21 protein-coding genes and 2 tRNA genes are annotated in these 23,076 nt (G+C 62.0%); 10 read left to right on the top strand and 13 right to left on the bottom strand.

Going from position 1 to position 23,076, the window contains the following annotated elements:
* Window positions 1-17: 17 nt before the first annotated feature.
* From gyrA to LRQ04_RS05050, 6 genes are all read left to right on the top strand, one after another.
* Window positions 18-2,687 (top strand): DNA gyrase subunit A, encoded by a 2,670-nt coding sequence (gyrA, locus tag LRQ04_RS05075; protein WP_235518103.1) that lies wholly within the window; start codon window positions 18-20, stop codon window positions 2,685-2,687.
* Complete coding sequence (locus LRQ04_RS05070; protein ID WP_235518102.1) at window positions 2,684-3,403, top strand: DUF3566 domain-containing protein; 720 nt, start codon at window positions 2,684-2,686, stop codon at window positions 3,401-3,403. Before gyrA ends, LRQ04_RS05070 begins: the two co-directional genes overlap by 4 nt.
* A gap of 113 nt (window positions 3,404-3,516) precedes the next feature.
* Window positions 3,517-3,590 (top strand) — tRNA-Ile (locus LRQ04_RS05065).
* 11 nt (window positions 3,591-3,601) lie between these two features.
* Complete coding sequence (locus tag LRQ04_RS05060; RefSeq protein WP_235518101.1) at window positions 3,602-3,757, top strand: DLW-39 family protein; 156 nt, start codon at window positions 3,602-3,604, stop codon at window positions 3,755-3,757.
* A 70-nt stretch (window positions 3,758-3,827) separates the two neighbouring features.
* A tRNA-Ala gene (locus tag LRQ04_RS05055) sits at window positions 3,828-3,903 on the top strand.
* A 144-nt stretch (window positions 3,904-4,047) separates the two neighbouring features.
* Window positions 4,048-4,956: a DMT family transporter gene (locus LRQ04_RS05050; protein ID WP_235518100.1), complete on the top strand. Its 909-nt coding sequence runs from the start codon at window positions 4,048-4,050 to the stop codon at window positions 4,954-4,956.
* Between the two features lie 17 nt (window positions 4,957-4,973).
* Here LRQ04_RS05050 and LRQ04_RS05045 read toward each other — a convergent pair whose 3' ends face one another.
* Both LRQ04_RS05045 and LRQ04_RS05040 read right to left on the bottom strand, forming a co-directional pair.
* On the bottom strand, window positions 4,974-5,849 hold the full coding sequence (locus LRQ04_RS05045; RefSeq protein ID WP_235518098.1) for a glycosyltransferase family 2 protein: 876 nt from the start codon (window positions 5,847-5,849) through the stop codon (window positions 4,974-4,976).
* 121 nt (window positions 5,850-5,970) lie between these two features.
* A complete protein-coding gene (locus tag LRQ04_RS05040) occupies window positions 5,971-6,915 on the bottom strand; it encodes a hypothetical protein (protein WP_235518096.1) in 945 nt (314 codons plus the stop codon).
* 153 nt (window positions 6,916-7,068) lie between these two features.
* On the opposite strand from LRQ04_RS05040, the gene LRQ04_RS05035 reads away from it, so the two are divergent.
* On the top strand, window positions 7,069-7,611 hold the full coding sequence (locus LRQ04_RS05035) for a peptidylprolyl isomerase (RefSeq protein ID WP_235518095.1): 543 nt from the start codon (window positions 7,069-7,071) through the stop codon (window positions 7,609-7,611).
* A 9-nt stretch (window positions 7,612-7,620) separates the two neighbouring features.
* The gene (locus LRQ04_RS05030; RefSeq protein WP_235518093.1) at window positions 7,621-8,475 is read left to right on the top strand and encodes a rhomboid family intramembrane serine protease; all 855 of its coding nucleotides are present in this window, start codon (window positions 7,621-7,623) and stop codon (window positions 8,473-8,475) included.
* 1,048 nt (window positions 8,476-9,523) lie between these two features.
* On the opposite strand, the gene LRQ04_RS05025 is transcribed toward LRQ04_RS05030, so the two are convergent.
* From LRQ04_RS05025 to LRQ04_RS05000, 6 genes are all read right to left on the bottom strand, one after another.
* Window positions 9,524-10,123, bottom strand: a complete 600-nt coding sequence (locus LRQ04_RS05025) for a DNA-3-methyladenine glycosylase I (protein WP_235518092.1) — start codon at window positions 10,121-10,123, stop codon at window positions 9,524-9,526.
* Window positions 10,124-10,230: 107 nt separating this feature from the next.
* A complete protein-coding gene (locus tag LRQ04_RS05020; RefSeq protein WP_235518682.1) occupies window positions 10,231-10,917 on the bottom strand; it encodes an alpha-ketoglutarate-dependent dioxygenase AlkB in 687 nt (228 codons plus the stop codon).
* Between the two features lie 23 nt (window positions 10,918-10,940).
* The gene (locus LRQ04_RS05015) at window positions 10,941-11,567 is read right to left on the bottom strand and encodes a methylated-DNA--[protein]-cysteine S-methyltransferase (protein ID WP_235518090.1); all 627 of its coding nucleotides are present in this window, start codon (window positions 11,565-11,567) and stop codon (window positions 10,941-10,943) included.
* A complete protein-coding gene (locus LRQ04_RS05010) occupies window positions 11,564-12,094 on the bottom strand; it encodes an RNA polymerase sigma factor (RefSeq protein WP_235518088.1) in 531 nt (176 codons plus the stop codon). Before LRQ04_RS05010 ends, LRQ04_RS05015 begins: the two co-directional genes overlap by 4 nt.
* Complete coding sequence (locus tag LRQ04_RS05005) at window positions 12,094-12,603, bottom strand: methylated-DNA--[protein]-cysteine S-methyltransferase (RefSeq protein WP_235518087.1); 510 nt, start codon at window positions 12,601-12,603, stop codon at window positions 12,094-12,096. Before LRQ04_RS05005 ends, LRQ04_RS05010 begins: the two co-directional genes overlap by 1 nt.
* A 44-nt stretch (window positions 12,604-12,647) precedes the next feature.
* Entirely contained in the window at window positions 12,648-12,902 is a 255-nt protein-coding gene (locus LRQ04_RS05000) for a cell division protein CrgA (protein WP_235518085.1), read from the bottom strand.
* Between the two features lie 156 nt (window positions 12,903-13,058).
* Between LRQ04_RS05000 and LRQ04_RS04995 the strand changes: the two genes are divergently transcribed.
* Together LRQ04_RS04995 and LRQ04_RS04990 are read left to right on the top strand one after the other, a co-directional pair.
* Window positions 13,059-13,886: a class E sortase gene (locus LRQ04_RS04995; RefSeq protein ID WP_235518679.1), complete on the top strand. Its 828-nt coding sequence runs from the start codon at window positions 13,059-13,061 to the stop codon at window positions 13,884-13,886.
* A 170-nt stretch (window positions 13,887-14,056) separates the two neighbouring features.
* A complete protein-coding gene (locus LRQ04_RS04990; protein WP_235518084.1) occupies window positions 14,057-14,698 on the top strand; it encodes an aminodeoxychorismate/anthranilate synthase component II in 642 nt (213 codons plus the stop codon).
* A gap of 41 nt (window positions 14,699-14,739) precedes the next feature.
* On the opposite strand, the gene pknB is transcribed toward LRQ04_RS04990, so the two are convergent.
* The 5 genes from pknB to LRQ04_RS04965 are packed head-to-tail and all read right to left on the bottom strand — an operon-like array spanning window position 14,740 to window position 23,076.
* Window positions 14,740-16,650: a Stk1 family PASTA domain-containing Ser/Thr kinase gene (pknB, locus tag LRQ04_RS04985; RefSeq protein ID WP_235518083.1), complete on the bottom strand. Its 1,911-nt coding sequence runs from the start codon at window positions 16,648-16,650 to the stop codon at window positions 14,740-14,742.
* Between the two features lie 9 nt (window positions 16,651-16,659).
* Complete coding sequence (locus tag LRQ04_RS04980; protein WP_235518082.1) at window positions 16,660-18,510, bottom strand: protein kinase; 1,851 nt, start codon at window positions 18,508-18,510, stop codon at window positions 16,660-16,662.
* Window positions 18,507-19,964 (bottom strand): penicillin-binding transpeptidase domain-containing protein, encoded by a 1,458-nt coding sequence (locus LRQ04_RS04975; RefSeq protein ID WP_235518079.1) that lies wholly within the window; start codon window positions 19,962-19,964, stop codon window positions 18,507-18,509. The genes LRQ04_RS04980 and LRQ04_RS04975 overlap by 4 nt, the downstream gene beginning before the upstream one ends.
* Window positions 19,961-21,391, bottom strand: a complete 1,431-nt coding sequence (locus LRQ04_RS04970) for an FtsW/RodA/SpoVE family cell cycle protein (protein ID WP_235518077.1) — start codon at window positions 21,389-21,391, stop codon at window positions 19,961-19,963. Before LRQ04_RS04970 ends, LRQ04_RS04975 begins: the two co-directional genes overlap by 4 nt.
* A complete protein-coding gene (locus tag LRQ04_RS04965; protein ID WP_235518075.1) occupies window positions 21,388-23,076 on the bottom strand; it encodes a PP2C family serine/threonine-protein phosphatase in 1,689 nt (562 codons plus the stop codon). The genes LRQ04_RS04970 and LRQ04_RS04965 overlap by 4 nt, the downstream gene beginning before the upstream one ends.

Below are 23,076 nucleotides of genomic sequence, written 5' to 3'. Positions count from 1 at the left end.
AAACGGAAACTTAGATTATGAGTGACGAAACTCCCGAAGTCCCGGCCTCGAACGACGCCGAGGATGTAGTTCTTGAGGGTGATGTGCTGACTGACCGCGTCGAACAGGTGGACCTGCAGACGGAAATGCAGCGGTCCTACCTGGACTACGCAATGGCCGTGATTGTCGGCCGTGCCCTCCCGGACGTCCGGGACGGGCTCAAGCCGGTTCACCGCCGCGTCCTGTACGCAATGTTCGACGGCGGTTACCGCCCGGACCGCTCTTTCAACAAGTGCGCCCGCGTGGTCGGCGATGTCATGGGTACCTATCACCCGCACGGTGACATGGCGATCTACGACGCCTTGGTCCGCCTCATCCAGGACTGGACCATGCGCTACCCGCTGGCGCTTGGCCAGGGCAACTTCGGTTCCCCCGGTAACGACGGCGCCGCTGCGCCGCGTTACACCGAAACCAAAATGGCCCAGCTGGCCATGGAAATGGTCCGGGATATCGACGAGGAAACCGTCGACTTCCAGGACAACTACGACGGCAAGAACCAGGAACCCACCATCCTGCCGGCCAGGTTCCCCAACCTGCTGGTCAACGGCTCCTCAGGCATCGCCGTCGGTATGGCCACCAACATTCCGCCGCATAACCTCCGCGAAGTTGCCGAAGGTGTCCAGTGGGCGCTCGAAAACCCCACGGCTACCCGGGAAGAGCTTCTTGAAGCACTGTTGCTCCGCATCAAGGGACCCGACTTCCCGACCGGTGCCACGATCCTCGGCCACAAGGGCATCGAGGATGCCTACCGCACGGGCCGCGGCTCCATCACCATGCGCGCGGTGGTCAACGTCGAGGAACTCCAGGGCCGCACCTGCCTGGTAGTCACTGAGCTTCCCTACCAGGCAAACCCGGACAACCTGGCCATCAAGATTGCCGAACTGGTCAAGGACGGCAAGATCCAGGGCATCGCGGACCTCCGCGATGAAACCTCTGGACGCACGGGCCAGCGCCTGGTGATCGTGCTGAAGCGCGATGCCGTCGCCAAGGTGGTCCTCAACAACCTGTACAAGCACACGCAGCTGCAGGACAACTTCTCGGCGAACATGCTTGCCATTGTCGACGGCGTTCCGCGCACCTTGAGCCTGGATGCATTCATCCGGCACTGGGTTGCGCACCAGATGGACGTCATCGCCCGTCGCACCAGGTACCGCCTGCGTAAGGCCGAGGAAGAAGCACACATTTTGCGTGCACTCCTGAAGGCACTGGACATGTTGGACGAGGTCATCGCCCTCATTCGCGCGTCCAACACCACGGAGGCTGCCCGCGAGGGTCTCATGGAGCTTCTGGAGATCGACGAGCTCCAGGCCCGGGCCATCCTGGACATGCAGTTGCGCCGTTTGGCTGCCCTGGAACGCCAGAAGATCCAGGACCGTCATGCTGAGCTCGAAGCGATGATCCAGGAATACAACGCGATCCTGGCTTCCGAGGAACGCCAGCGTCAGATCATCAGCGAAGAACTCGCCGAGATCGTGGCCAAGCACGGCGACGACCGCCGCACCCACATCCTGATGGGCTTCGACGGCGACATGTCCATGGAGGACCTGATCCCCGAAGAGGAAATGGTCGTCACAATTACCCGCGGCGGATACGTCAAGCGGACCCGCAGCGACAACTACCGCTCGCAGCAACGCGGCGGCAAGGGAATCAAGGGTGCGCAACTGCGCGGGGACGACGTCGTGGAGCACTTCTTTGTGACCACCACGCACCACTGGCTGTTGTTCTTCACCAACCTGGGACGGGTCTACCGTGCCAAGGCTTACGAACTGGCGGAAGCCGGCCGGGATGCCAAGGGCCAGCACGTTGCCAACCTCCTGGCCTTCCAGCCGGACGAGCACATCGCGCAGGTCCTGGATCTGCGCGACTACCAGCAAGCGCCGTACCTTGTCCTCGCAACCAAGAACGGCCTGGTCAAGAAGACAAGGCTGGAGGACTACGACACCAACCGCACGGCCGGCGTCATCGCCATCAACCTGCGTGACGAAGACGAACTCGTTTCCGCCCAGCTGGTGAGCGAAACTGATGACCTCCTCCTCGTGTCACGCAAGGGCCAGTCGATCCGCTTCACGGCAACAGATGACGCTCTGCGCCCCATGGGCCGTGCAACGTCGGGTGTGACCGGTATGAAGTTCCGTGAAGACGACGAGCTCTTGGCTGCTGACGTGGTCCAGGACGGCTCGTTCGTGTTCATCGTGACGGAGGGCGGCTACGCCAAGAGGACCGCCGTCGATGAATACAGACTTCAGGGCCGCGGCGGCCTGGGCATCAAGGTGGCCAAGCTTGCCGAAGACCGTGGCGACCTTGTGGGTGCCTTGATCGTGCAGGAAGAAGACGAAGTCCTGGTGGTCATGGAGGGCGGCAAGGTAGTCCGCTCTGCCGTCACCGGAGTCCCTGCAAAGGGTCGCGACACCATGGGCGTCATTTTTGCCAAACCTGACAAGAATGACCGCATCATCGAAGTGGCACGCAACAGCGAACGTGGTTTGGAAGTCGAAGAATCTGAGGACGGACTCGACCATGACGTAACGTTGGCTGAAGACGACGGCGCCGTTGAGGCGACCGTCACGCCCGAAACGGAAAACGACGCAGACCCGGAAACCGATACGGGCGCGGAGCTGAACGAAGACAATACCGGAGGTAACGAGTGAGTAATTCCGACTCATATCCCAAGCCGAGCACAGGTGTCCCCGGCGGACTCCGGCAGCCCGCGGGCAGCGCGCAGGCAGGAACCCCTGCAAGGCCACAGCAGCGTCCAGGCGCCGCAGCCGGCGAAACGGGGGCACGCCCTGCAGGCGGCGCCAACTCAGCCCAGCGGCCCGCTGGAGCTCCCGGCCAGCGCCCTGCACAGCCGGGCCAGCGTCCCGCAGGAGCAGGCGGGCAGCGACCCGCAGGTGCTCCCGGACAGCGGCCCGCGCAGGCTGGACAGCGTCCGGCAGCAGCAGGCGGCCAGCGCCCCGCCCAGGGCGGACCCGGTTTGGTGAAGCCCGCGCCCAAGGCCAAGGTTCGCCGCGCACGGTTGCTTGTCAGCAAGGTCGACCCCTGGTCGGTCCTGAAGATGGCATTCCTTTTGTCGGTCGCACTGGGCATTGTCACAGTGGTGGCCGCGATCGTGCTCTGGACCGTCCTGGACCTGACTGGCATCTTCAACCAGGTGGATAGCCTCCTGGGTACCCTGGCCGGTTCTGAAGGCAGCGGATTCGAATTGAAGAAAATCGCTTCCCTGGGACAGGTGGCCTCCTTCGCCACCATCATTGCTGTGGTGAACGTGGTCCTGCTGACCGCCCTCTCCATGCTCTCCGCCGTGCTGTATAACATTTCGGCAACGTTGGTTGGTGGCGTCGGCGTCACCTTGACCGACGACTAGCAAAAAACCGCGGAAATACGCTGAAAAAGGCTGATATCCGTGGCGGGAAAGCCTCGATTTGAGATCGGGCCGGGATGTGCTGTACAGTCATATCTCGGCCCGATGAGGCATCGGGGCGTATAGCTCAGGCGGTTAGAGCGCTTCGCTGATAACGAAGAGGTCCCAGGTTCAAGTCCTGGTACGCCCACGGAACCAAAAGTGGTTCAGGTAAAACTGAACTGGAATGAGGTACTTGTGAAGAAGTTGCTTGTTGTACTGGCAGCAGCGGTCGCAGGTGTTCTGGCCTATAAAAAGGCGCAGGAATCCGAAGCCCGGAAGAATGTCTGGAGCCAGTCGACCGATAAGGTTGATTAGCCGAAGAGCCCGGTTTGGACTGGTAATTGACAGTCAAAACTTAGGGTATGATAGACGGGTTGCTTCTTATGGGGGCATGGCGCAATTGGTAGCGCACCTGCTTTGCAAGCAGGGGGTTCGGGGTTCGAGTCCCCGTGCCTCCACCATAAGAAAAGTCCCGGTCAGAAATGACCGGGACTTTTGCATTTAACCTCGTTGCTTTCCCGACCGGGAACATGGCGGGGGCAGTATTCGCTCCACAACGGACAAGGCGTCCCTCGGGTGAGTCGCCGTCACACTAAGGTTGATCCGTGACCCTTCTCATCGCCGCCCTCGGGGTACTGGGAGTCGCCTCCTCCGGCCCGCTGATGGCCGGCACCTTGGGGGCCACCTCCGTGACCGCTTTGGCCATCGCTTTTTGGCGCAACGCAATCGGGGCTTTGGTCATGGCCACCCCTGTGGTTGTTCGCGAGCCCAAGGCTTTCGGGAAGATCACACGCAGGGAGCTTGGCTGGTCCGTGACGGCCGCTGTCGCTTTGGCCTTCCACTTCGCCTGCTTCATCACGGCCCTGCAACTGACGTCGGTCGCTGCGGCTACGGCCTTAGTATGCCTGCAATCGGCGTGGATCGCCGTTTTCCAGTTGCTCCGCGGCACCAGGCACCGCTGGCCTGTGCTGCTGGGCCTGGGGATTGCGTTTGGCGGCGTGGTGGCCATTACTGGGTTCGACATGGGTTCCTCGCCCGAGGCGCTGCTGGGCGACCTCCTGGCGCTTGCTGGCGGCGCGCTGGCGGGCCTCTACACCCTGGCAGGCGGGAAAGCCCGCCAGTCGATGGGTATCGGCACCTACACCACCCTCTGCTACGGCATCTGCGCCGCTATCGTTGCGGTGCTGGCTGCCGTCAGCGGCCAGCCCCTTGTAGGGTTCGACGCCGGGGGCTGGCTGGGGATTATTGCCATCACCGTCTGCGCGCAGCTGGTGGGACACACAGCCTTCAACCACCTGCTGGCCACGATGAGTCCGTTGCTGGTGTCGATGACTATCCTGTTGGAGATTCCGGGTGCGGCGATCCTCGCAGCAGTCTTCCTGAATGAAACGCTGCCGGCCGGCACATACGCGGGATTGGCGCTGATTCTGGTTGGACTGGCAGTGGTGGTGGCCGGTCAGCGCCGTGGGCGGCCCGAAGCAGACCGGCGCGAAGCTGAGCTGGGCACCGACTAGCCTCCCGGCGTCGTGCGTTAAATCCCGCCGCGCCGAACGCCCTGGGCGGAGTTGGCAGTGTGGATGGCGCGCAACAGCTTGGCCGGGAAGTACACGGAAAAGAACACCACCATGGGTGCTTTCAGGGCCATCTTCTTCACATTGTGGGCTTTGTACGTGCGATCAAACCGCTGGACGTAGTAGCGATAGTCGCGCGGCGAGTCCTCAAGCCGGCGTGCGGACATGCCGGAGACCATCTGCGGCAGGTACTGCACTTTGAGGTCGTGATCGAAAAGATGCAGCGACAGATCGATGTCCTCGTGCATCTCGTCCTTGGGATCCAGGCAAGCCTCATCGCGGATGGTTTCCCATGCGGAGCGGCGAAGGGCCATGTTTGAACCGAAGAGGAAATGGTACTGGTGCTTGGCCAGCCGCAACATTAGTTGGCGCATCTTGTCGTCGGCTTTGAGTCCGAAGCGCCGCATGGGCATGTCGTAGTAGACCACGGGGCCGGTGGCGGCGGCGACGGTCGGATCCGTGAATGCTTTCTGGACCTGCTCAACCCAATCGGGTTCGAGGACGGAGTCGGCATCGATCCGTCCCACTACTTCTCCGGTGGCGTGATTAAGGCCAAAGTTCCGGGTGGGAATGAGTCCCTGCGAGGCAGACTGCTGGAGAAGGATGATGGGGCTTTCCGGGTACTCCTGCTGCATCTGCCGCACGATCCTGGCCGTTCGGTCCGTGGACAGATTGTCCACGACGATGATTTCGGCTGCCGGGACCGACTGATAAATGGCCGCGATGAGGCACTGGCGAATAACGCTTTCCTCGTTATACGCCGGGATGACAATGGATACGTCCGGCGGCTCCGGAGCATCCTTGAGGGAACCCGCAACGGGTCTATCGGCTGACATCCCTCCAAATCTAACACCCACGGCAGGTGCACCGAAGGAGGCTTTGGTGACATGCGGGGAAACACTAAGGGGACCCCGGCATTGGCCGGGATCCCCTTGGAGAGGGTAAGAACAGCTTCAGTTAGCTGTGGGCACCTTTGCTTTCGGAATCCGAAGCATCGGTGTCCTTGTGCAGGCTCGCAGCGATGTTCTTGACCGCAGTCTTGGCGTCGGTTGCGACCTTGGCGCCGGCGTCCCCAAAATTCTCGAGGGCGTCCTTGGTGGCCTGCTCAGCCTCGGCAGTGGCGTCCTCGGAGTTGGTTTCCGGGGCCTTGGCCTCGCTCGCGGTGGATGCGGTGGCCGATGCTGCAGCGTCAGCGGGAACGGGCGAAGGAGTTACCGGTGACGGCGTCTTCCACGGATCCTCAACAGGCTTGGAAGCCTTCCAGGCAGCCACGCCTGCAGCCGCAGCGGCAGCGATGACCGTGACGATCAACCAGCCACGCTTCTTGGGCTTTGGTTCCTTGCCCAGCTTGGTGCTGACAGCCTTGCCGGCTTCGTCCGCGACAGCCTTGATCTGCTTGCCAGTGGCTTGGGCCTGCTCCTGCACGCTGTGGACAACTCCGGAGTCCACCAGCTTCTGGGCTACGGCATCAACCTGCGCAGGGGCGTTCTCCAGGGCGTGGTGGACGGCAACAGACGCTTGACCGAGCTGCTCGGACAACTTGGGGAGGTATTCATCCACCACTTTGTCCCGGGCCTGGCCCAAAACGGGGGTTGCCTTGTTGAGGGCTTCCTGAATCCTGGGAGTGGCATCTTCCACTGCGTCATGGATCTTCGGCGCCAACTGCGCAAGGCCGTCCTGGAGCCGGGGCGTCACAACAGCAACCCCGTCTGCGGCCTTGTGTGCAGCAGTCTTCAGCCCCTCCTGGATCTTGGGGGAAGCGGTATCAATGCCGTGCTGGATGCGAGGAACAGCCCAATTCACGGCAGCCTCCACGCGGGGTGCGGCCCAGTCGCGGGCGTTTTCCACACCGTCCGCTACGGATTGTTCGATGTCGCGGGCAATACGGTCTGATTTCTTCACAACTACCTCCCGATACACATGCTGGTTTGTTGCTAGCCTACGTCGCTTGGCGAACACCGGCTATTCATCTGCCGGATTAGGCTCGGATTTCACCGAGCGCGGAACCGGCTTTACAACTCCAAAGGCGTTGACCCTGCATGGAAGAATGGGGCCATGACCATCGCAACCGCAAAAGCAACGATCCACACGACCCTCGGCGATATCAAGGTTGACCTCTTCGGCAACCACGCGCCCAAGACGGTCGCCAACTTCATTGGCTTGGCCACGGGCGAAAAGTCCTGGAACCACCCGGAAACGGGCGAGGACAAGACCGGCACGCCGCTGTACAACGGCACGATTTTCCACCGCATCATCAAGGACTTCATGATCCAGGGCGGCGATCCCCTGGGCCGCGGCGTCGGCGGACCGGGCTACCAGTTCGACGATGAAATCCACCCGGAACTGACCTTCAACGCCCCGTACAAGCTGGCCATGGCCAACGCCGGAATCCAGATGGGCAAGGGCACAAACGGGTCACAGTTCTTCATCACCACCGTTAACACCGACTGGCTGTTCGGCAAGCACAGCATCTTCGGCGAGGTGACGGACGAAGAATCCCGCAAGGTTGTTGACTCCATCGAAGCCGTCCGTACGGGCATGGGCGACCGCCCCGTTGAGGACGTCGTCATCACCAGCATCGATATCGAACAGCTCTAGCCTGCATTCATGAGTTACGGAATCCCGTCGGCTGAGCCGTCTGCTGATGTTCCGGTGTGCCCCAGGCACCCGGACAGGCCCTCCTACGTGCGGTGCCAGCGCTGCGGGCGCCCCGCGTGCCCGGAGTGCCAGCGGGCGGCCGCCGTCGGGTTCCAATGCGTTGACTGCGTCAACGAACAAAAACGTTCGACGCCGGAGTACAAGTCGCCCTATGGCGGCACCTTGGCCATTGGCCGCCCACTGGTGACGTACCTGATCATCGGTGTGTGCGTGCTGGTCTACATCCTCCAGTGGGTGCTCCCGGGCGATGTCATCTTCCAAAATTTCGCCTTTGCCAACATCTTCGCGGACACCGAACCGTGGCGGATGCTGACATCGGCATTCCTGCACTCGCAGGGATTCCTCCTGCACATTGTCCTGAACATGTATACGCTCTGGATCTTTGGGCAAGCCCTTGAGCCTTTGCTCGGGCGCATCCGATTCCTTGCGGTATATCTCATCTCAGCAGTTGGTGGCTCCGTGGGCTATCTGCTGCTCACCCCAAGCTTTCCTGTAGTGGGCGTGGTCGGAGCATCCGGGGCCATCTTCGGACTCTTCGGAGCCATGCTGGTGGTGCAACGCCACAGAGGTGGCGAAACCAAGCAACTGTGGGTTCTGATCGCCATCAATGGAGCCATTGGGTTCTTTGTTCCCACCATCGCCTGGCAGGCACACCTGGGCGGCTTGATCGCCGGAGGTCTGGCCGCCGGTGTCATTGCGTACGCCCCGCGGGGTAAAAACCAGGCCCTGCTTCAAACAGGTGGACTTGTCCTCGTGGTGGCACTGTTGGCCATTGCAACGTTGGTCCGGGTCACTGCCGGCTGACACCACTGTCCTATTACGGCGACTGGCTGCCGCAGGATCGTCCTGAGCTTCCCCGGAGCAGAGCGCCGTGGATCGCTTAGATAGATCGCTTCCAGGCGTACCTCTTTATCTTTCGGCGCTTCCCCGCCTCTCTTCCTGGTGAGCGCTTCCTGAGCCGTTTCCATGTGCTCCGCGCCGAGCCAGTCCGGAACCATGGTCATCAGTGTCCAGTGCCACCGCGACTTATCCCGAGTATCGGTGAAGGAAGCCTTGAAGCTGGTTTTCATCAAGGGTCATCTCCAGTCGTCTGTCATGGACGGCCGATGCGGGCGGGGTGCTAGTTTTCCACAGGACTTATCCACAGTGTGAGTAACTTACACGGCTGTAGTTCCACATCAAAGGCTTTCTGCAGGCGGCGAATGCGCTAGATATCCCCCGAATGGCATGGATCTGTCCACACCTGTGGATAACTTTGTCCCCGGTAGTCCTGCATATGTGGAAAAGTAGGGGCGTTTTAGGCCGGGTGTGGACAACCCTGTTAATTGCGGCGTGGTGCGGTATCTATCAACAGGCTTATCAACACTGTTAATAACTTACATGGCTGTAGTTCAGGCCTTAAGGGGCGGCGAAACCCCCGGAATGCCGGGGCTAACCTAGGTGAAACCCACACGTTGTCCCCAACTGTGGATAACTTGTGGGTACTGGCCTGTTGTTAAGTGGGTAAGTGTTCCAGTGATGGGATCCGGGCCCACCCTCCGAGGCAGCGGCAACGAGTCGGCGTACACGACGGCCTCATTCACTTGCCGTGCCATCGAACCTGGTTTTGGCAACGCAGGCAATGCGGAGTCGTTGAACTTTCGGTGAAGCTTGGAGCACTATCCACAGCTCGATGCACAGTGGGTATAACTGTCCCCCGGAGTCCGCCGACCGCCGATCGGCAGCATCGCAGGGATAAGCAGCGTAAGTCCTTGGATGTCCACAGAAGTTATCCACGCCTGTGGATAAAGTTACGCACTTCTGTGGAAAGCAGTGTGGCGTGGTGCTGTCGGTGGTCCTGGCATGCCTGCCTTTAGGACCACACCCCGGAAGTGCCCCGCCGGTGACTGTCCAACAGGTGAGTGTCGATAATTCCTATCGCCTCCATGAGTGCATACATCGTGGTTGGGCCGACGAAGGCGAAGCCCTTTTTCCTCAATGCCTTGGATAAGGCAATCGACTCAGGGGAGGTCGTGGGGATATCGGCGAAGGTACGCGGCGACGGGGTACTTGCCGGTTGGAAGGACCAAACAAAGTCCACCAGGCCACCTTCTTCGCGTAAGGCGATAGTGGCTTTTGCATTGGTGATGGCAGCCTTGATCTTCAGCCTGTTACGGACAATCCCTGCGTCCAGCATGAGCCGTTCGACGTCCGCTTCCGTAAAGGCCGCCACGCTCTCCGGGTGGAAGTCCAGGAAGGCCCTCCTGAAAGCATCCCGCTTCCGGAGGATAGTGGCCCACGAGAGACCAGCCTGGAAAGCTTCGAGGCTGATCCGCTCATACAAACCTTGTTCATCGCGGACCGGCATACCCCATTCATGGTCGTAGTAGGCCTGCATGAGGGGATCCGAGGCCGCCCACAGGGGACGGGCCAGGCCGTCCTCACCGATGATGGTGCCGGTGTCCGGGGTCATGAACGCTCCTCTGCGGCCGCGCCAGCCACACGGCCGGCAGGTAATTTAGCTTCCCGGGATATTCTGCCCCTACGCGCTGACATTGAAGCGTTGTCCCTACTCCGGGCTTACGACAATCCTGTAACCCGCATGGTGATGTTGATCCGGCCATGAGTGAGGCCGCAATCCGCGGGCGCAGTGCCAGGCAGGACCTTGGGTATGCCGTGATAGGCGAACCGGGACGGACCGCCAAAGACGAAGAGATCCCCGGATCGAAGTTCGACGTCGGTGTAGGGCTTGGTGCGTGTTTTCGTGTTGCCGAAACGGAAGATACACGAGTCCCCAATGCTGAGGGACACCACCGGAGCGTCCGAACGCTCGTCCTTGTCCTGGTGCATGCCCATGGCAGCACCGTCATCGTAGAAATTCACCAAGGCCGCATCGGGGACGTAAGCCTCTGGAGGAGCCGAGCCGTTCTCCACGCCATCTGTGGAATAGGCAGCAGCGACCGCCTTACGGCCCAGGCGCACCATCCAGTCCGGGAAGTCGAGGACAGGGCGACCGTTGACGTCAGTAGCTTCCCGCGTGTACTTGTAGGGCTGCCAATGCCAACCCAGGCAAACGGTACGCACGGACATTTGGTGACCGCCGGGCAGGGTGGCCGCGCGCAGGGGCACCGGTCCCTGGGTCCATTCAGCGAAGCGCGCGACTATCCACCGTTGCTGTTCCTCCGTAAGCCAGCCAGGGACGTGGACTGCACCGGGCGCGACCAGGCGGGGACCGCCGTCGTGTTTTTCCGGCTGTACCAGCTCCAAGGGGAACAGGGCGTCGTCGTCGTTCACGCGGCCTCCAACGTGAGCAGTGCGCGTTTGGCCTCCGAACCCCCGAGGTAGCCGCCAAAGCTGCCGTCGGATTTCACGACGCGGTGACACGGAACTATCACCGGCAGCGGGTTGGTAGCGCAGGCGCTTCCGACGGCGCGCACCGCGTTGGGGCTGCCTGCGGCCCGGGCCACCTCAGCGTAGCTCTCAGTCTCCCCGTATGCGATCCTGGGCAGGTGCTGGAGCACGCTGAGGCGGAACCCGCGGGTCAGCCGGAAATCCAGCACAAGGTCAAACTCCTTGCGGATTCCGCTGAAGTACTCGTCGAGTTGCCGTGCAGCGTTGTCCAGGCGCGTCGGCGCCTCGAGGATGCGGGGACTGATGGTGTTCGCGAGGACCTGCAGAATGTCAGTATGGTTTTCCCGTTCGAAGGCCACCCGTACGATTCCACGGTCTGTTGCTGCCAGCAAGAGCTTTCCCACCGGCGAATCAACCACCCGGTAGGCAACGTCCAAGGTGTGGAGCAGCTGGGCATCGCGGGCCAATCTCGCGTGAAGACTGGCGAGGGCAGGCTCCACGTCTCCGAACGTGGGTGTCAGGAGCTGGTTGACCTCGGCAAGGTCGGGGCTTGGATCCAGGGTCATTTGCTGTCTCCCTTCGGGGATGAATGTGCCAGCACTGGTTTGGGGGCAAGCGCCGCGCGGAGGGCTTTCACGCCATCCGCCCCGGACCGGCGCGCGGCTTCAGGGGTAACGCCAAGGAGTTCCGCGATGTCCTTATACGGCATCCCCGCTATGTAGTGGTAGGCCACTGCTTGCCGTTGTTTCGGGGGCAAGTGGGCGACGGCGTCGAGGAGTTCGGGGTGGCCTCCACCCGGAATGCCCAGGCGGGACGACTGCTCAGGAGGGTTGTCGGTTGGCAAAGCACGACGGTTACCGGCCCGCAGGTGGTCGACGCATTTGCGATGTGCGATGGTTACCAGCCATGCCTGCACATTGGCTCCCGCCGGGAGTGCCGGATAGGACTGAAGGGCTGCCAGGAAGGTGTCAGACCAGGCGTCGTCAGCGTCATGAACACCCAGGACTGCGCGGCACACCCGGAGTACGGTGGCGCCCTGTTCCTGGACGACTGCTTCAAACGGCTTCTTGGTGGCCAACTGCCGGGGCTGCATCAGAAAAGCTTGCCTTCCCTGACCACTGCCGGCTCCTCGAGGTCCAAAAGGTAACGCTTGTTGCGAAGACCGCCAGCGTATCCGGTCAGTTGTCCATTCCGGCCCACCACCCGGTGGCACGGAATGATGATGCTTATGGGGTTGCGGCCGACAGCTGATCCGACAGCTTGGGCAAGGTGGGGGTCGCCAAGCTCAGCCGCGAGCTCGCCGTAGGTCACTGTTTCCCCGAAAGGTATATGTTTCAACCGGTCCCAGACCCTCTGCTGGAAGGCGTTTCCGCCGGCGTCATAAGGGATGTCAAAATCCGTCCGGCTGCCGCCAAGGTATTCTTCGAGCTCTACCCGGGCCTGGGCGAATACTGGATCTTCGACGCCAGTGGGAACGCCAAAGTACTCCTGTGGGGGCATATGCCAGTGCCCTTCGTAGAAGATACCCGTCAGGAACTCCCCGCGTGCAGTCAGGGTCAACTGCCCCAACGGGGACTCCATGGTGGTGTGCCGGTTACTCATATCCTGTAGACGTTCACGGGCACGGAAATGTGAGGTGCGGGTTCCTAGGAGCGCCAGCGGGTGGTCATCAGGAAGCCCACAATCGCAATACCGAAGCCGGCCACGATGTTCCATGACGCCCAGTCCCGAACCGGGAACTGACCCTGAGTGATGTAGAAAGTGATGATCCAGAGAAGTCCGAGGATCATGAGTCCGAACATCACGGCCTTGTACCAAACCGGGTTGGGCTTGTACTGCTTCGCGGCCGAAGTCTGCGGGGCCTGACTGGTGGGCCGCTTGCGGGGCTTGGACTCGGGCACGGATCCTCCTGCTGTTCGGTTGGCACCCGTTTCGGCCAGCCTTGGTATCCTGCAGGAAGGAAATTTCCAGCGGTTATCGGCCACACGGCGTTCCGGGTTCGTTCTAGCTGTCAAGTCTAGCCGCAACTCAGGTGCAGCCCGCGCCGCCCGTGCACTATCCGAGGAGACCCTGTGGCGCACCAGCAGACGACGGCTGACCCGGCCGTGCCGTCCCGCTGCAGCGACAAGGGAAGCCATCCCAAAAAACGGCTCCGCGCTTCCGATGTTATCCGGAAGATCAGCCAGATCCTGGGCGAACTCCTCATTACGGCAGGGGTCGTCCTGTTGCTGTTCGTTGGCTGGGAACTATGGTGGACCAACGTGGAAGCTGACGCCAAGCAGACTGAAGCGATCCACGACTTCGCGCAGGAATTCAAGGGTCCGCTGGCCCCCACCGCTCCTGCTGATCCCGCGAATTTCGGTCAACCCGTAGTGGGAACTGCGCCCGGATACGGCAAGACGATAGGCATCATGTATGTCCCCCGTTTCGGCGCGGACTACACGAGGCCCATCATCGAGGGAACCGATTCCGGTGTGCTGGACACGCTGGGGCTGGGCCACTATGGAAGCACCAGCATGCCCGGCGCCCTGGGCAACTTCGCCGTTGCGGGCCACCGGCAAACCCACGGCGCCGTCCTCGATAACATCCACACCCTTGTTCCCGGGGACAAGATCTATGTGCAAACGGCCGACGGGTACTACACCTACGCTTTCCGGAACAACCAGATCGTCACGCCAGACCGAACGGATGTCCTGTTGCCTGTCCCTACCCAGCCGGGTGCGCAGCCCAAGGAGAGTATCCTCACCATGACCAGCTGCAACCCCCGCTTCGGGTCCCAGGAAAGAATCATCGCCTACTCGTTGCTGGACAGCTGGCAACCTGCCTCGGCCGGTCCGCCGTCGGAAATCGCCGCCCAAGTAGCCAAGGCAAACGGAAAGGGGTAGCGGATGTACGCGTGGATCTTCCGTAACCTGCCCGGGCCCGTCTGGGTCAGGATCGTGACATGCTTGGTACTGGTGGCCGTAGCACTGGTACTGATGGTGGAGTTCCTCTTTCCATGGTTTTCCCAATTCACCGCTTTGACTGACTCAACGATTGGTTTACTGCAACAACCATGAGCACAACAAAAATCCTTGTAGTGGATAACTACGACAGCTTCGTTTACACCCTGGTGGGTTATCTGCAGGAGCTTGGGGCAGAGACCACGGTTGTCCGCAATGACGACGTCACACTTGCTGAGGCCATCGAGCTCGCCTCTACCCGCGACGGCGTCCTCGTTTCGCCGGGTCCCGGCACCCCTGCTGAGGCCGGCGTCTGCATCGAGCTCATTAAATGGTGCGGGGAAGCCGGCAAACCCATGTTCGGCGTTTGCTTGGGACACCAGGCCCTTGCGGAGGCCTACGGCGGTGTGGTGACGCACGCGCCTGAGCTCATGCACGGCAAGACTTCTCCGGTGCGGCACGAAGGCAAAAGCGTGTTCGCCGGCCTCCCGTCGCCCGTCACGGCAACGCGCTACCACTCCCTGGCGGCAGTGCGTGAGTCCATCCCGGATGTCCTGGAAATCACCGCTGAAACCACCAACGGCGTCGTGATGGGACTGCAGCACAAGACTGCTCCGCTGTGCGGCGTCCAGTTCCACCCCGAATCCGTGCTGACCGAGGGCGGCTACCAGATGCTGGGCAACTGGCTCGAGTCCTTGGGCATGACTGGAGCCGCGGAACGCGCAGCCAAGCTGAGCCCGCTGATCAAGCAGTAAGTACGTAAAGTACGGCCGCATTCGGCGACCGACGCCCCCGGCTACTTCTTGGTGGGCGTCGGCTTCGGCGTGGCTTTGTCCGTGTCGGTCGGAGTCGGCGTTGGCGTCGGGGTGGGTGTAGGCACTACCGGAGCCTTGGCTACTGTCACGGTGACCGTCTTGCCCTGAGCTACCTCGGAATTCACCAGGTCACTTTGGGCTGTGACTGTTCCGGCCGCCACCTCGGAGTTCTCTTGCTCCACAACGGCCATGAGTAAGCCGTTGGTTTTGAGGGTGGTTTCAGCCTCCGCCTGGGCCATGCCAATGAGTTGAGGAACAAGTACTTTGCCCGACGAAACCTGCAGCTCCACCTTGGACGACGCCGCTATGGGAGCACCGGGTGCTGGGGCTGTGCCAATCACAATGCCGTATGGAACCGTGGCGCTATGCGTCTGGACAGTCGGTATATCTCCAGTAATGCCCAGTCGACGGAGGGCCTCACGGGCATCCGATTCCGTCCGGCCCACGATGTCTGCCGGGATGGTTACCGAACTGGGCCCGCTGGAGACCTTGAGGATCACTTCAGCGTTCTGATCCAACATGGCACCGGCGGCGGGCGCAGTCCCGATGGCCATGTCCTTTGCGACACTGTCGCTGGGTTCGCGCACGCTCTTGGGAACCAGCTTTGCCGAGTAGATCTCCTGGATTGCCTGGGACTCGGTCATGTTGGTCACCGCAGGAACAGAAATCTTTGCCGGGGGCGGTGCCTGCATATTCATGAGGCTGTAAAGCCAAAAACCGCCGCCGGCAAGCACCAGGAGCGTGAAGATTACCAACGTGGCGGTCCACGCCCGACGTCGGGACTTCTGCCGTGCTGTCGGCTCACGTTCTGCAGGGAGGCCCAGGGGCAGTGGTTCCTCTTGGGCTTGCTCGACAGGTTCGTCTTTGAACTGGTCCACGTCAAGGAAACCCACGGCCGTGGCACTCAGGAGCTGCGTGGCAGGGTCTTCCGGTTCCACGAGGTCGTTCGGGTCCGTGGGGGCCTCGCTGGCCGGCAGGACCGGCACGGGGATGCCGTTGCTGGCTGCGCGCAGTGCTCGTCGGAAGGACGCGGCGTCCTGGAAACGGTCTGTCCGGTTCTTCTGCAGGGCCTTGGCCAGGACGGAGTCCAGTGCCTCGGAAACGTCAGGATTGTGGGCGCTGGCAGGGTCAGGGGTTTCGCGGACGTGCTGGTAGGCAACGGATACGGGACTGTCGCCGACAAACGGGGGCCTGCTGGTCAGCAGCTCGTACAAGAGGCAGCCGGCCGAGTAGAGATCGCTCCGGGCATCCACCGTCTCGCCACGGGCCTGCTCCGGTGAAAGGTACTGTGCTGTCCCCACCACGGCCTGGGTCTGCGTCATGGTTGCCGCAGAATCAGCCATGGCCCGGGCAATGCCGAAGTCCATGACCTTCACATCCCCGGTATCCGCACAGACCATGACGTTGGCCGGCTTGATGTCCCGGTGGACGATTCCTGCCCGGTGGCTGTACTCCAGCGCTCCAAGGACTCCAAGCGTGTAGCCGATGGAGTCCTCGACGCCCAGTTCATTCGCCTTGATCATGTCGCGCAGGGTCCGTCCGGAGACGAACTCCATCACGATGTAGGGCACCCGGACGTCCTCCCCGGGGCCGCCCGGCACGGAGTATTCGCCCGTATCGAAGATGGCCACGATGGAGGGATGGTTGAGCGCCGCCACAGCCTGGGCTTCGCGCTTGAACCGAGCCTGGAACTGTGGATCGCGGGCAAGATCGGCACGCAGCACCTTCACGGCAATGGTCCGACCCAGAACAGTGTCCGTGCCGCGATAGACGTCTGCCATGCCACCCCGGCCTATGAGCTCACCGAGCTCGTAGCGGGAATTGAGGATGCGCTGTGAAGACACAGGTGTGCTCTCCTCTCGATGTGCAGGACCGGGCCGGGGCGTGGACATGATGGTTACTTAGTTCTTCGGGTTTCCGGAAGCGCTGGGGTTGGCGCTCGGGGTGTTGGGGTTGGTGGGAGCAACGTTCTTGGCAAGGAAGTACGTGACTGTGGAACCTGCATTAACCTCGGTTCCTGCCGCCGGGGACGACCGAACGAAGGTGCCAGGCTGCTGGCCCACGGCGCCGTTGACGGGATCCCCCGGGATCCACTTGAGGCCCGCGCCCTCCAAGGTAGCCCTGACCTGTGCTTCGCTGGCACCGGGAGCGATGGTGGGAACAGCAACCGTCGGCGGAGCCTGCGGACCCTTCGAGTACTGGACGGTGATGACCTCGCCCGGCTGGACGGCGCCTGACGGGTCAATGCCAGTCACGATCCCTACAGCGGCTTGGTCGTCGAAGACCTGCTCCCCTCGGACCTGCAGGCCGAGTGCACCGAGTTGTGCACTGACCGTGTCGAAGGGCTTGCCGAGGTATTCCGCAGGGATGAGGTTGATGGTCTGCGGCGTTGACTGCGTGGGTGAAGGCGCCTCGGACGTTGGCGTAGTCGAAGGCTTAGGGGAGGCCGACGTCGGTGTGGGACTTGCACTCCGGCTGGGGCTTGTAGAGGTGATCTCGCTGGGTGCAGGGCTGGGAGAGAAGAATCCGGACTGTGAGATCAGGAAGCCAACCAGCGCAAAAAGTACCAACAGGATCAGGGCAACGAGCGGCCACGTCCACGGACTGCGCTTCTTGCGTTCCGGCTCGGGGTCGTCGAAGTTTTCGTCATCGGTGTAGATGACTTCCTCTTCGTTCAGTTGGCGTTCTGCCTCCAGCGCGTTGGCACGGGTCAGGGCGTTATCAGAGGATGCAGCCGCAGCCCCCAGTGCAGCACCGGCGGCGCCGGCGCCCAGCACCGGAAGCGCGGAAGTCGCCGTCGACGATTGCTCCTTGCCGTAAGGCGAGGTGACGACGCCGGTGGGTGCCGTTGCGGTATCGACGGGCGCCGTGATGGGGCCAGTGGTGCTTTCGAAGAGCAGCATCCCGGGAACGGCAGCGTGAGCGGTGGCGATGTCGCCATTGCGGATGGCTTCGGCGGCTTCGGCCAGCTTAATGGCGTTGGCTGGGCGGTTCTTGGGGTCCTTGGCCAGCATGGACATCAGGAGTGCGCGGACAGGCGTCGGCAGCGTCTCCGGCAGGGGCGGCGGTGCGTCGTTGACCTGGGCGAGGGCAATGGCGATCTGTGATTCCCCGGAGAACGGACGGTGACCCGTCAGGCACTCGTAACCGATAACACCCAGCGAGTAGATATCCGAGGAGCCGGTGGCAGTCTGGCCGGTGGCCTGTTCGGGAGCCAGGTACTGGGCGGTACCCATGACCTGGCCGGTCTGGGTTAGCGGCACCTGGTCAGCCAGGCGCGCGATGCCGAAGTCGGTGACTTTGACGCGGTTGTCCGGGGTGATCAGCAGGTTGCCCGGCTTGATGTCGCGGTGAACCAGGCCCTGGGCATGCGCAACCGCGAGGGCGCGGGCAGTCTGGGCGATGATCGAAAGAGTCATGTCCGGGGACAGAACCTGCTCGCGTTCCAGGATGCCGCTCAAGGGGTGGCCCGGTACGAGCTCCATGACGAGATACGCCGAACCGGCTTCCTCGCCGTAATCGAAGACGTTGGCGATGCCTACGTGGTTGAGGAGGGCTGTGTGGCGCGCCTCGGCACGGAAACGCTGAAGGAAGCCGGGGTCCCCCGTGTACTCCTCTTTCAGCACCTTGATGGCTACGATCCTGCCCAGGATCTGATCCTTGGCCTTCCAGACCTCGCCCATGCCGCCAATCGCAATGCGACTGGTCAGCTGGAACCTGCCGCCGAGTGTGATTCCCGAAGTAGGCCTCACTTATTCAACACCGCCTCAAAAATCTTCTTTGCGTTCGGACTGGTTAGCTTGGCACCGCTGAGCACATCCACACCTTCCATGACGATGGTGACGGCCACTTGCGGGTCGTTTGCCGGGGCGAACCCGGTAAACCATGAGTTGTTCAAACCTGAATCCCCCAGCTCCGCGGTTCCGGTCTTGCCGGCCACCTTCACACCGGGAACCGCTGCACCCTTGGCAATTCCGTTGTCCACCGCACTGGTCATCCACTCAGTGATCTGGCTTGCGATGGGGGCCGTGGTGCTGGTGCGCAGGGCCTCAGGTTTGGATTCGCTGATGACGCGAAGGTCAGGAGCGCGAACAGTCTTCACCAGGCTGGGCTTCATCTGCACCCCGCCGTTGGCGATGGCCGCCGTCATCAGGTTGATCTGGAGCGGGGTGGCCTTGACGTCGCGCTGGCCTACAGCCGACTGGGCGAGCTGAGCCTGGTCAAGGTCCTGGGGGAAGATGCTGGGGGCCATCTGCAGCTTGAGCTGATCGCCGAAGTTCTCGCCGAAGCCAAATTTCTTGGCTTGGTCGCGGATGGCATCCTGGCCAAGGTCCAGCGCGATGCTGGCGAACGGCGTGTTGCAGGACTGCTCCAAAGCAAAGACGAACGACGCCGTCTCCCGGACGTTGCAGTTACCGCCGGCGTAGTTGGGGAGGCTCGCACTGGAACCCGGCAACGGAAGGCTGGAGGGGTTGGGAAGTTCGCTGTCCTTGTTGTACTTGCCCGAGTTCAGTGCCGCTGCGGTGTCGACGAGCTTGAAAACGGACCCGGGCGAGAGCAGGTTCCCTGTAGGCCCACTGACGTTCTGGTTCAGGTTGATTCCTGGAATCTGGTTCGCAGCGGCGTAGCTGGCGTCCGCAGTTGCCCTGTCGTGTGACGCGATCAGGTTGGGATCGTACGACGGCTTGGACACCATGGCCAGGATCGCGCCAGTTTTGGGGTTAGTGACAACGATTGAGCCGCGCTGGCCGTCGGGAATGAGGTCGTAGGCCAGCTTTTGGATCTCCGGATCCAATGTCAGCTCCACGGAAGCACCCTTGGGCTCATTGCCGAGGAACATCTGGCTGAGGCGGTCCAGGAAAAGCTGGTCGGAGTTTCCGGCAAGGGTATCGCCCATGGACTGCTCCAGGCCGGTGGATCCGTAGAACTTGGAGAAGTATCCGGTGACACCTGCGTAAAGCTCGGGCTGGTTGTACTTGCGCTGGAAAGCGCAGGACTCTGTCCCGGGGACAGACTCCGCAACCGGCTTTCCACCCACGATAATGGCACCACGGTCATTGCAGAACGATGCGAGGATGGCGCGCTGGTTCCACGGGTTGGAGTTGAGGTCATCGGCCCCAATGACCTGGACGTAGCTGATGGCACCGAGGATCAGCGCGAACATGGCGACGGCGGCCATCCAGGAACTGCGGATTGCCTGGTTCATTGTTGCTTCACCGCCTCTGTTGGTGCGCTGGGTGTCTGGCCTGTGGCCGGTTTACGGACTACCGGGGTGCTGCCGCTTGCCGGGGGCTTGTTGACCATGGGGGTTGTATCCACAGGGCCGCGGGCGGTATTGGAAATCATCAGGAGCAAACCGACGATGATCCAGTTGGCCAGCAACGAGGAACCACCCGCAGCCAGGAACGGCGTAGTGAGGCCCGTCAGGGGTATCAGGCGGGTGACGCCGCCGATGACGACGAAGCACTGGAGGGCAATGGCAAAGGACAAGCCGCAGGCCAGCAGTTTTCCGAAGGCATCGCGTGTTCCCAAGGCGGCGCGGAAACCGCGGGTGAAGAGCAGGAGATACAACATCACCACGGCGAACAGGCCGATCAAGCCGAGTTCTTCGCCGATAAGCGCCACGATCATGTCGCTGTTGGCGAAGGGCACCAGATCCGGTCGGCCCTGTCCAAGTCCTGTGCCTACCAGACCGCCGTCAGCCATGCCGAAGAGGCCTTGGACAATCTGCCCACTGCCGCCGGGCGATCTGCCGAAGACTTCCGGGGTGAATGCGTTGATCCAGCTGTCGATGCGGAATGCCACGTGGGAGAAAATCTGCGAGGCGACGAAGCCGCCGCCCAAGATCAGCAGGACGCCGATAACCACCCAGGAGATACGGCTGGTGGCCACGTAGATCATGACAATGAACAGGCCGAAGAAGAGGATGGAGGAACCGAGGTCGCGCTGGAAAACCAACACGCCGATGCTCACCAGCCAAGCGGTAATCATGGGGCCGAGGTCCTTGAACCGCGGGAACTGCATGGGACCGATCTTCCGGCCGGCCAGGAGGATCAGGTCACGGTTGGACGAAAGATACCCGGCGAAGAATATAGCCAAGGTGATCTTGGCGATTTCACCCGGCTGGAAGGTCATGGGTCCAAGCCGGATCCAAACGCGTGCGCCCAGGATCTCACCGGCAGAAATGCCAGGGATCAACGGCATAAGCAGCAAGAGCGCACTCACTGCCAGCGATATATAGGTGAAGCGGCGCAGAACACGGTGGTCCTTAAGGAACCAGATCACGGCAATGGACACAGCCATCGCGATGAGGGTCCAACGCAGTTGATTATTGCCAGTGTCATCCCCGGGTCCGTCCATCCGGTGGATGAGGGCCAAGCCGAGGCCGTTCAGGGCCACGACGATGGGAAGAATTACCGGGTCTGCATATTGGGCGCGCAGCCTCAGCACCACGTGGAAGGCCAGGGCGGCCACCGCGAGAAGGCTGGACTGGAACCAGAAATCGCTGTCCAGCCCAACTTTCGAGTTGATACTTACCAAGGCGCTGGCACCGATACCCACGGAAAGTGCCAGGACGAGGAGGATCAGCTCAACATTCCTGCGGGGCTTGGGGGCGGTTTCAACCTGCGTCATTTGGCCGCCTCACAGGATGTGGGGATGGGCGAGGGGCTCGGGGTCGCGACTGCGGCGGTACTGGGTACGGGAACGCTGATGGTCGGCGACGGCGTCGGTTTGGGACCCTTTGTGGGGCAGTTTGCTGAAGCGCTGCCCGTATTCTTCAAGTTCTCCACAATGCCCTGGGCATCGTGGAGGTCGCCCGCGGGCACGGTCTGGCGTACGCTCTGCTGGCCGTATTCCGGCAATGAATCCACCCTGATATCTGTGACGGCTTCAAGCCGGGAAAGCTGAATGGGGCCGAGCCTCTGCGAAATTCCGTTGAAGATGGCTACCCGCTGGTCGTATTCGCCCACGTAGTACCGGGTTTGGGTCCACGCATAGCCGAGCCAAAGTCCTACCACGACGCCAAGGACAACGACGGCGGCAACCGCGGGCATCAGCCATCGAACGCGACGACGAGGCGGCTCCTCAGCGTCCGCACGGTCCTGTTCGGCTTTGTGGGTCAGGACCGTTGCCGCGCGACGGGCCACCGTTCGGCCTGCAACAGTGGGAATTGATCCGGTCTCCGCTGCCGTGGCCGCTGCTCCAACCAGCTCGTGGGGGCGGCTGGCGAGTTCCTCGCGCAAAACCTCCGCGGATAGATGCTCCCCAAGATGGGGGTCGGTAGTGGCCGGGGGTTCCCCCGAGTCGGACGATTCGGATGATTCCGCATCCTTGTCCGTCGTGGTCGGGTCGCCCGCGCTGAAGGACGATCCAGGCTCTGCGTCCCGGGCAGCCTTCGCAGCGGAGCTGTCCTGAGAGTCCTCAGCAGCTTTGCTTGCGGCGGGACCGTCCGGTGACTTGGAGGCGGTCACTGAGTCGGCTTCGTCGTCGAACGAAGCAAGCGCCGCTGCCGGGACGATGTCGACGGCGGCCGTGCTGACGTCGTCGTCGGTCTCTTCTGCTATTTCCAGCATCACTACGGTGACGTTGTCCGGTGCGCCGGCTTCCAAAGTGAGGTCAACCAGGATGTCAGCGCATTCGCGCAGGTCCTTGGTCTCGCGCACCATGCGCTCCACCACGTGGCCCGCAACGTAATTGAGGCCATCGGAGCATAGTAGCCAGCGTTCACCGGGTTCGACGTCCAGGACATCCAGATCCAGTTCGGGACTGGCATCGACGTCGCCGAGTACGCGCATCAGGACGTTCTTGTGGGGATGTGTTTCCGCTTCTTCGGGGCGAAGGCGGCCTTCATCGATGAGGCGCTGCACAAACGTGTGGTCAACGCTGACTTGCTCAAATTTCTTGTTGCGCAGGCGGTAAGCGCGGGAGTCGCCAATGTGGGCGAAGTGGAGCTTGCGGTCCTCGAGCAGCAGGGCGGTGACCGTGGTGCCCATGCCGGAAAGCTTGGGGTTTTGGTGGACGAGCTCGGACAGCAGCGAGTTTGCCGTCTGGATCTCGTCGGCCAGGACGGTGTCTGCGCCCTCCGGATAGTTGTCATGATCAAGGTGGATCATGTCCAGGACCGTTGAGGCTGAGGCGACGTCACCACCAGCGTGGCCACCCATGCCATCGGCCACGACAGCAAGATGGCGGCCCACGTATGCGGAGTCGTCATTCTTGGAGCGGATCCGACCGACATCCGAACGCGCGGCGTAGCGCATGATGAGCGGGCGTTCCGCGGGCGTGTCCTTGCCGTCGGGGGTCTCGGGGGCGGCCAT

The organism is Paenarthrobacter sp. AR 02 (assembly GCF_021538675.1).
Classification (GTDB): domain Bacteria; phylum Actinomycetota; class Actinomycetes; order Actinomycetales; family Micrococcaceae; genus Arthrobacter.
Note: the sequence above shows the minus strand (reverse complement) of the source record. Positions and strands in the feature narration are given on the sequence as shown.

Coding starts and splice junctions, on each gene's coding strand:
- LRQ04_RS04970 (WP_235518077.1), bottom strand. CDS start 21,391: ATGACGCAGGTTGAAACCGCCCCCAAGCCCCGCAGGAATGTTGAGCTG.
- gyrA (WP_235518103.1), top strand. CDS start 18: ATGAGTGACGAAACTCCCGAAGTCCCGGCCTCGAACGACGCCGAGGAT.
- LRQ04_RS04990 (WP_235518084.1), top strand. CDS start 14,057: ATGAGCACAACAAAAATCCTTGTAGTGGATAACTACGACAGCTTCGTT.
- LRQ04_RS05045 (WP_235518098.1), bottom strand. CDS start 5,849: ATGTCAGCCGATAGACCCGTTGCGGGTTCCCTCAAGGATGCTCCGGAG.
- LRQ04_RS05030 (WP_235518093.1), top strand. CDS start 7,621: ATGAGTTACGGAATCCCGTCGGCTGAGCCGTCTGCTGATGTTCCGGTG.
- LRQ04_RS04975 (WP_235518079.1), bottom strand. CDS start 19,964: ATGAACCAGGCAATCCGCAGTTCCTGGATGGCCGCCGTCGCCATGTTC.
- LRQ04_RS05025 (WP_235518092.1), bottom strand. CDS start 10,123: ATGACCCCGGACACCGGCACCATCATCGGTGAGGACGGCCTGGCCCGT.
- LRQ04_RS05005 (WP_235518087.1), bottom strand. CDS start 12,603: ATGAGTAACCGGCACACCACCATGGAGTCCCCGTTGGGGCAGTTGACC.
- LRQ04_RS05015 (WP_235518090.1), bottom strand. CDS start 11,567: ATGACCCTGGATCCAAGCCCCGACCTTGCCGAGGTCAACCAGCTCCTG.
- LRQ04_RS04965 (WP_235518075.1), bottom strand. CDS start 23,076: ATGGCCGCCCCCGAGACCCCCGACGGCAAGGACACGCCCGCGGAACGC.
- pknB (WP_235518083.1), bottom strand. CDS start 16,650: ATGTCCACGCCCCGGCCCGGTCCTGCACATCGAGAGGAGAGCACACCT.
- LRQ04_RS05010 (WP_235518088.1), bottom strand. CDS start 12,094: ATGCAGCCCCGGCAGTTGGCCACCAAGAAGCCGTTTGAAGCAGTCGTC.
- LRQ04_RS05035 (WP_235518095.1), top strand. CDS start 7,069: ATGACCATCGCAACCGCAAAAGCAACGATCCACACGACCCTCGGCGAT.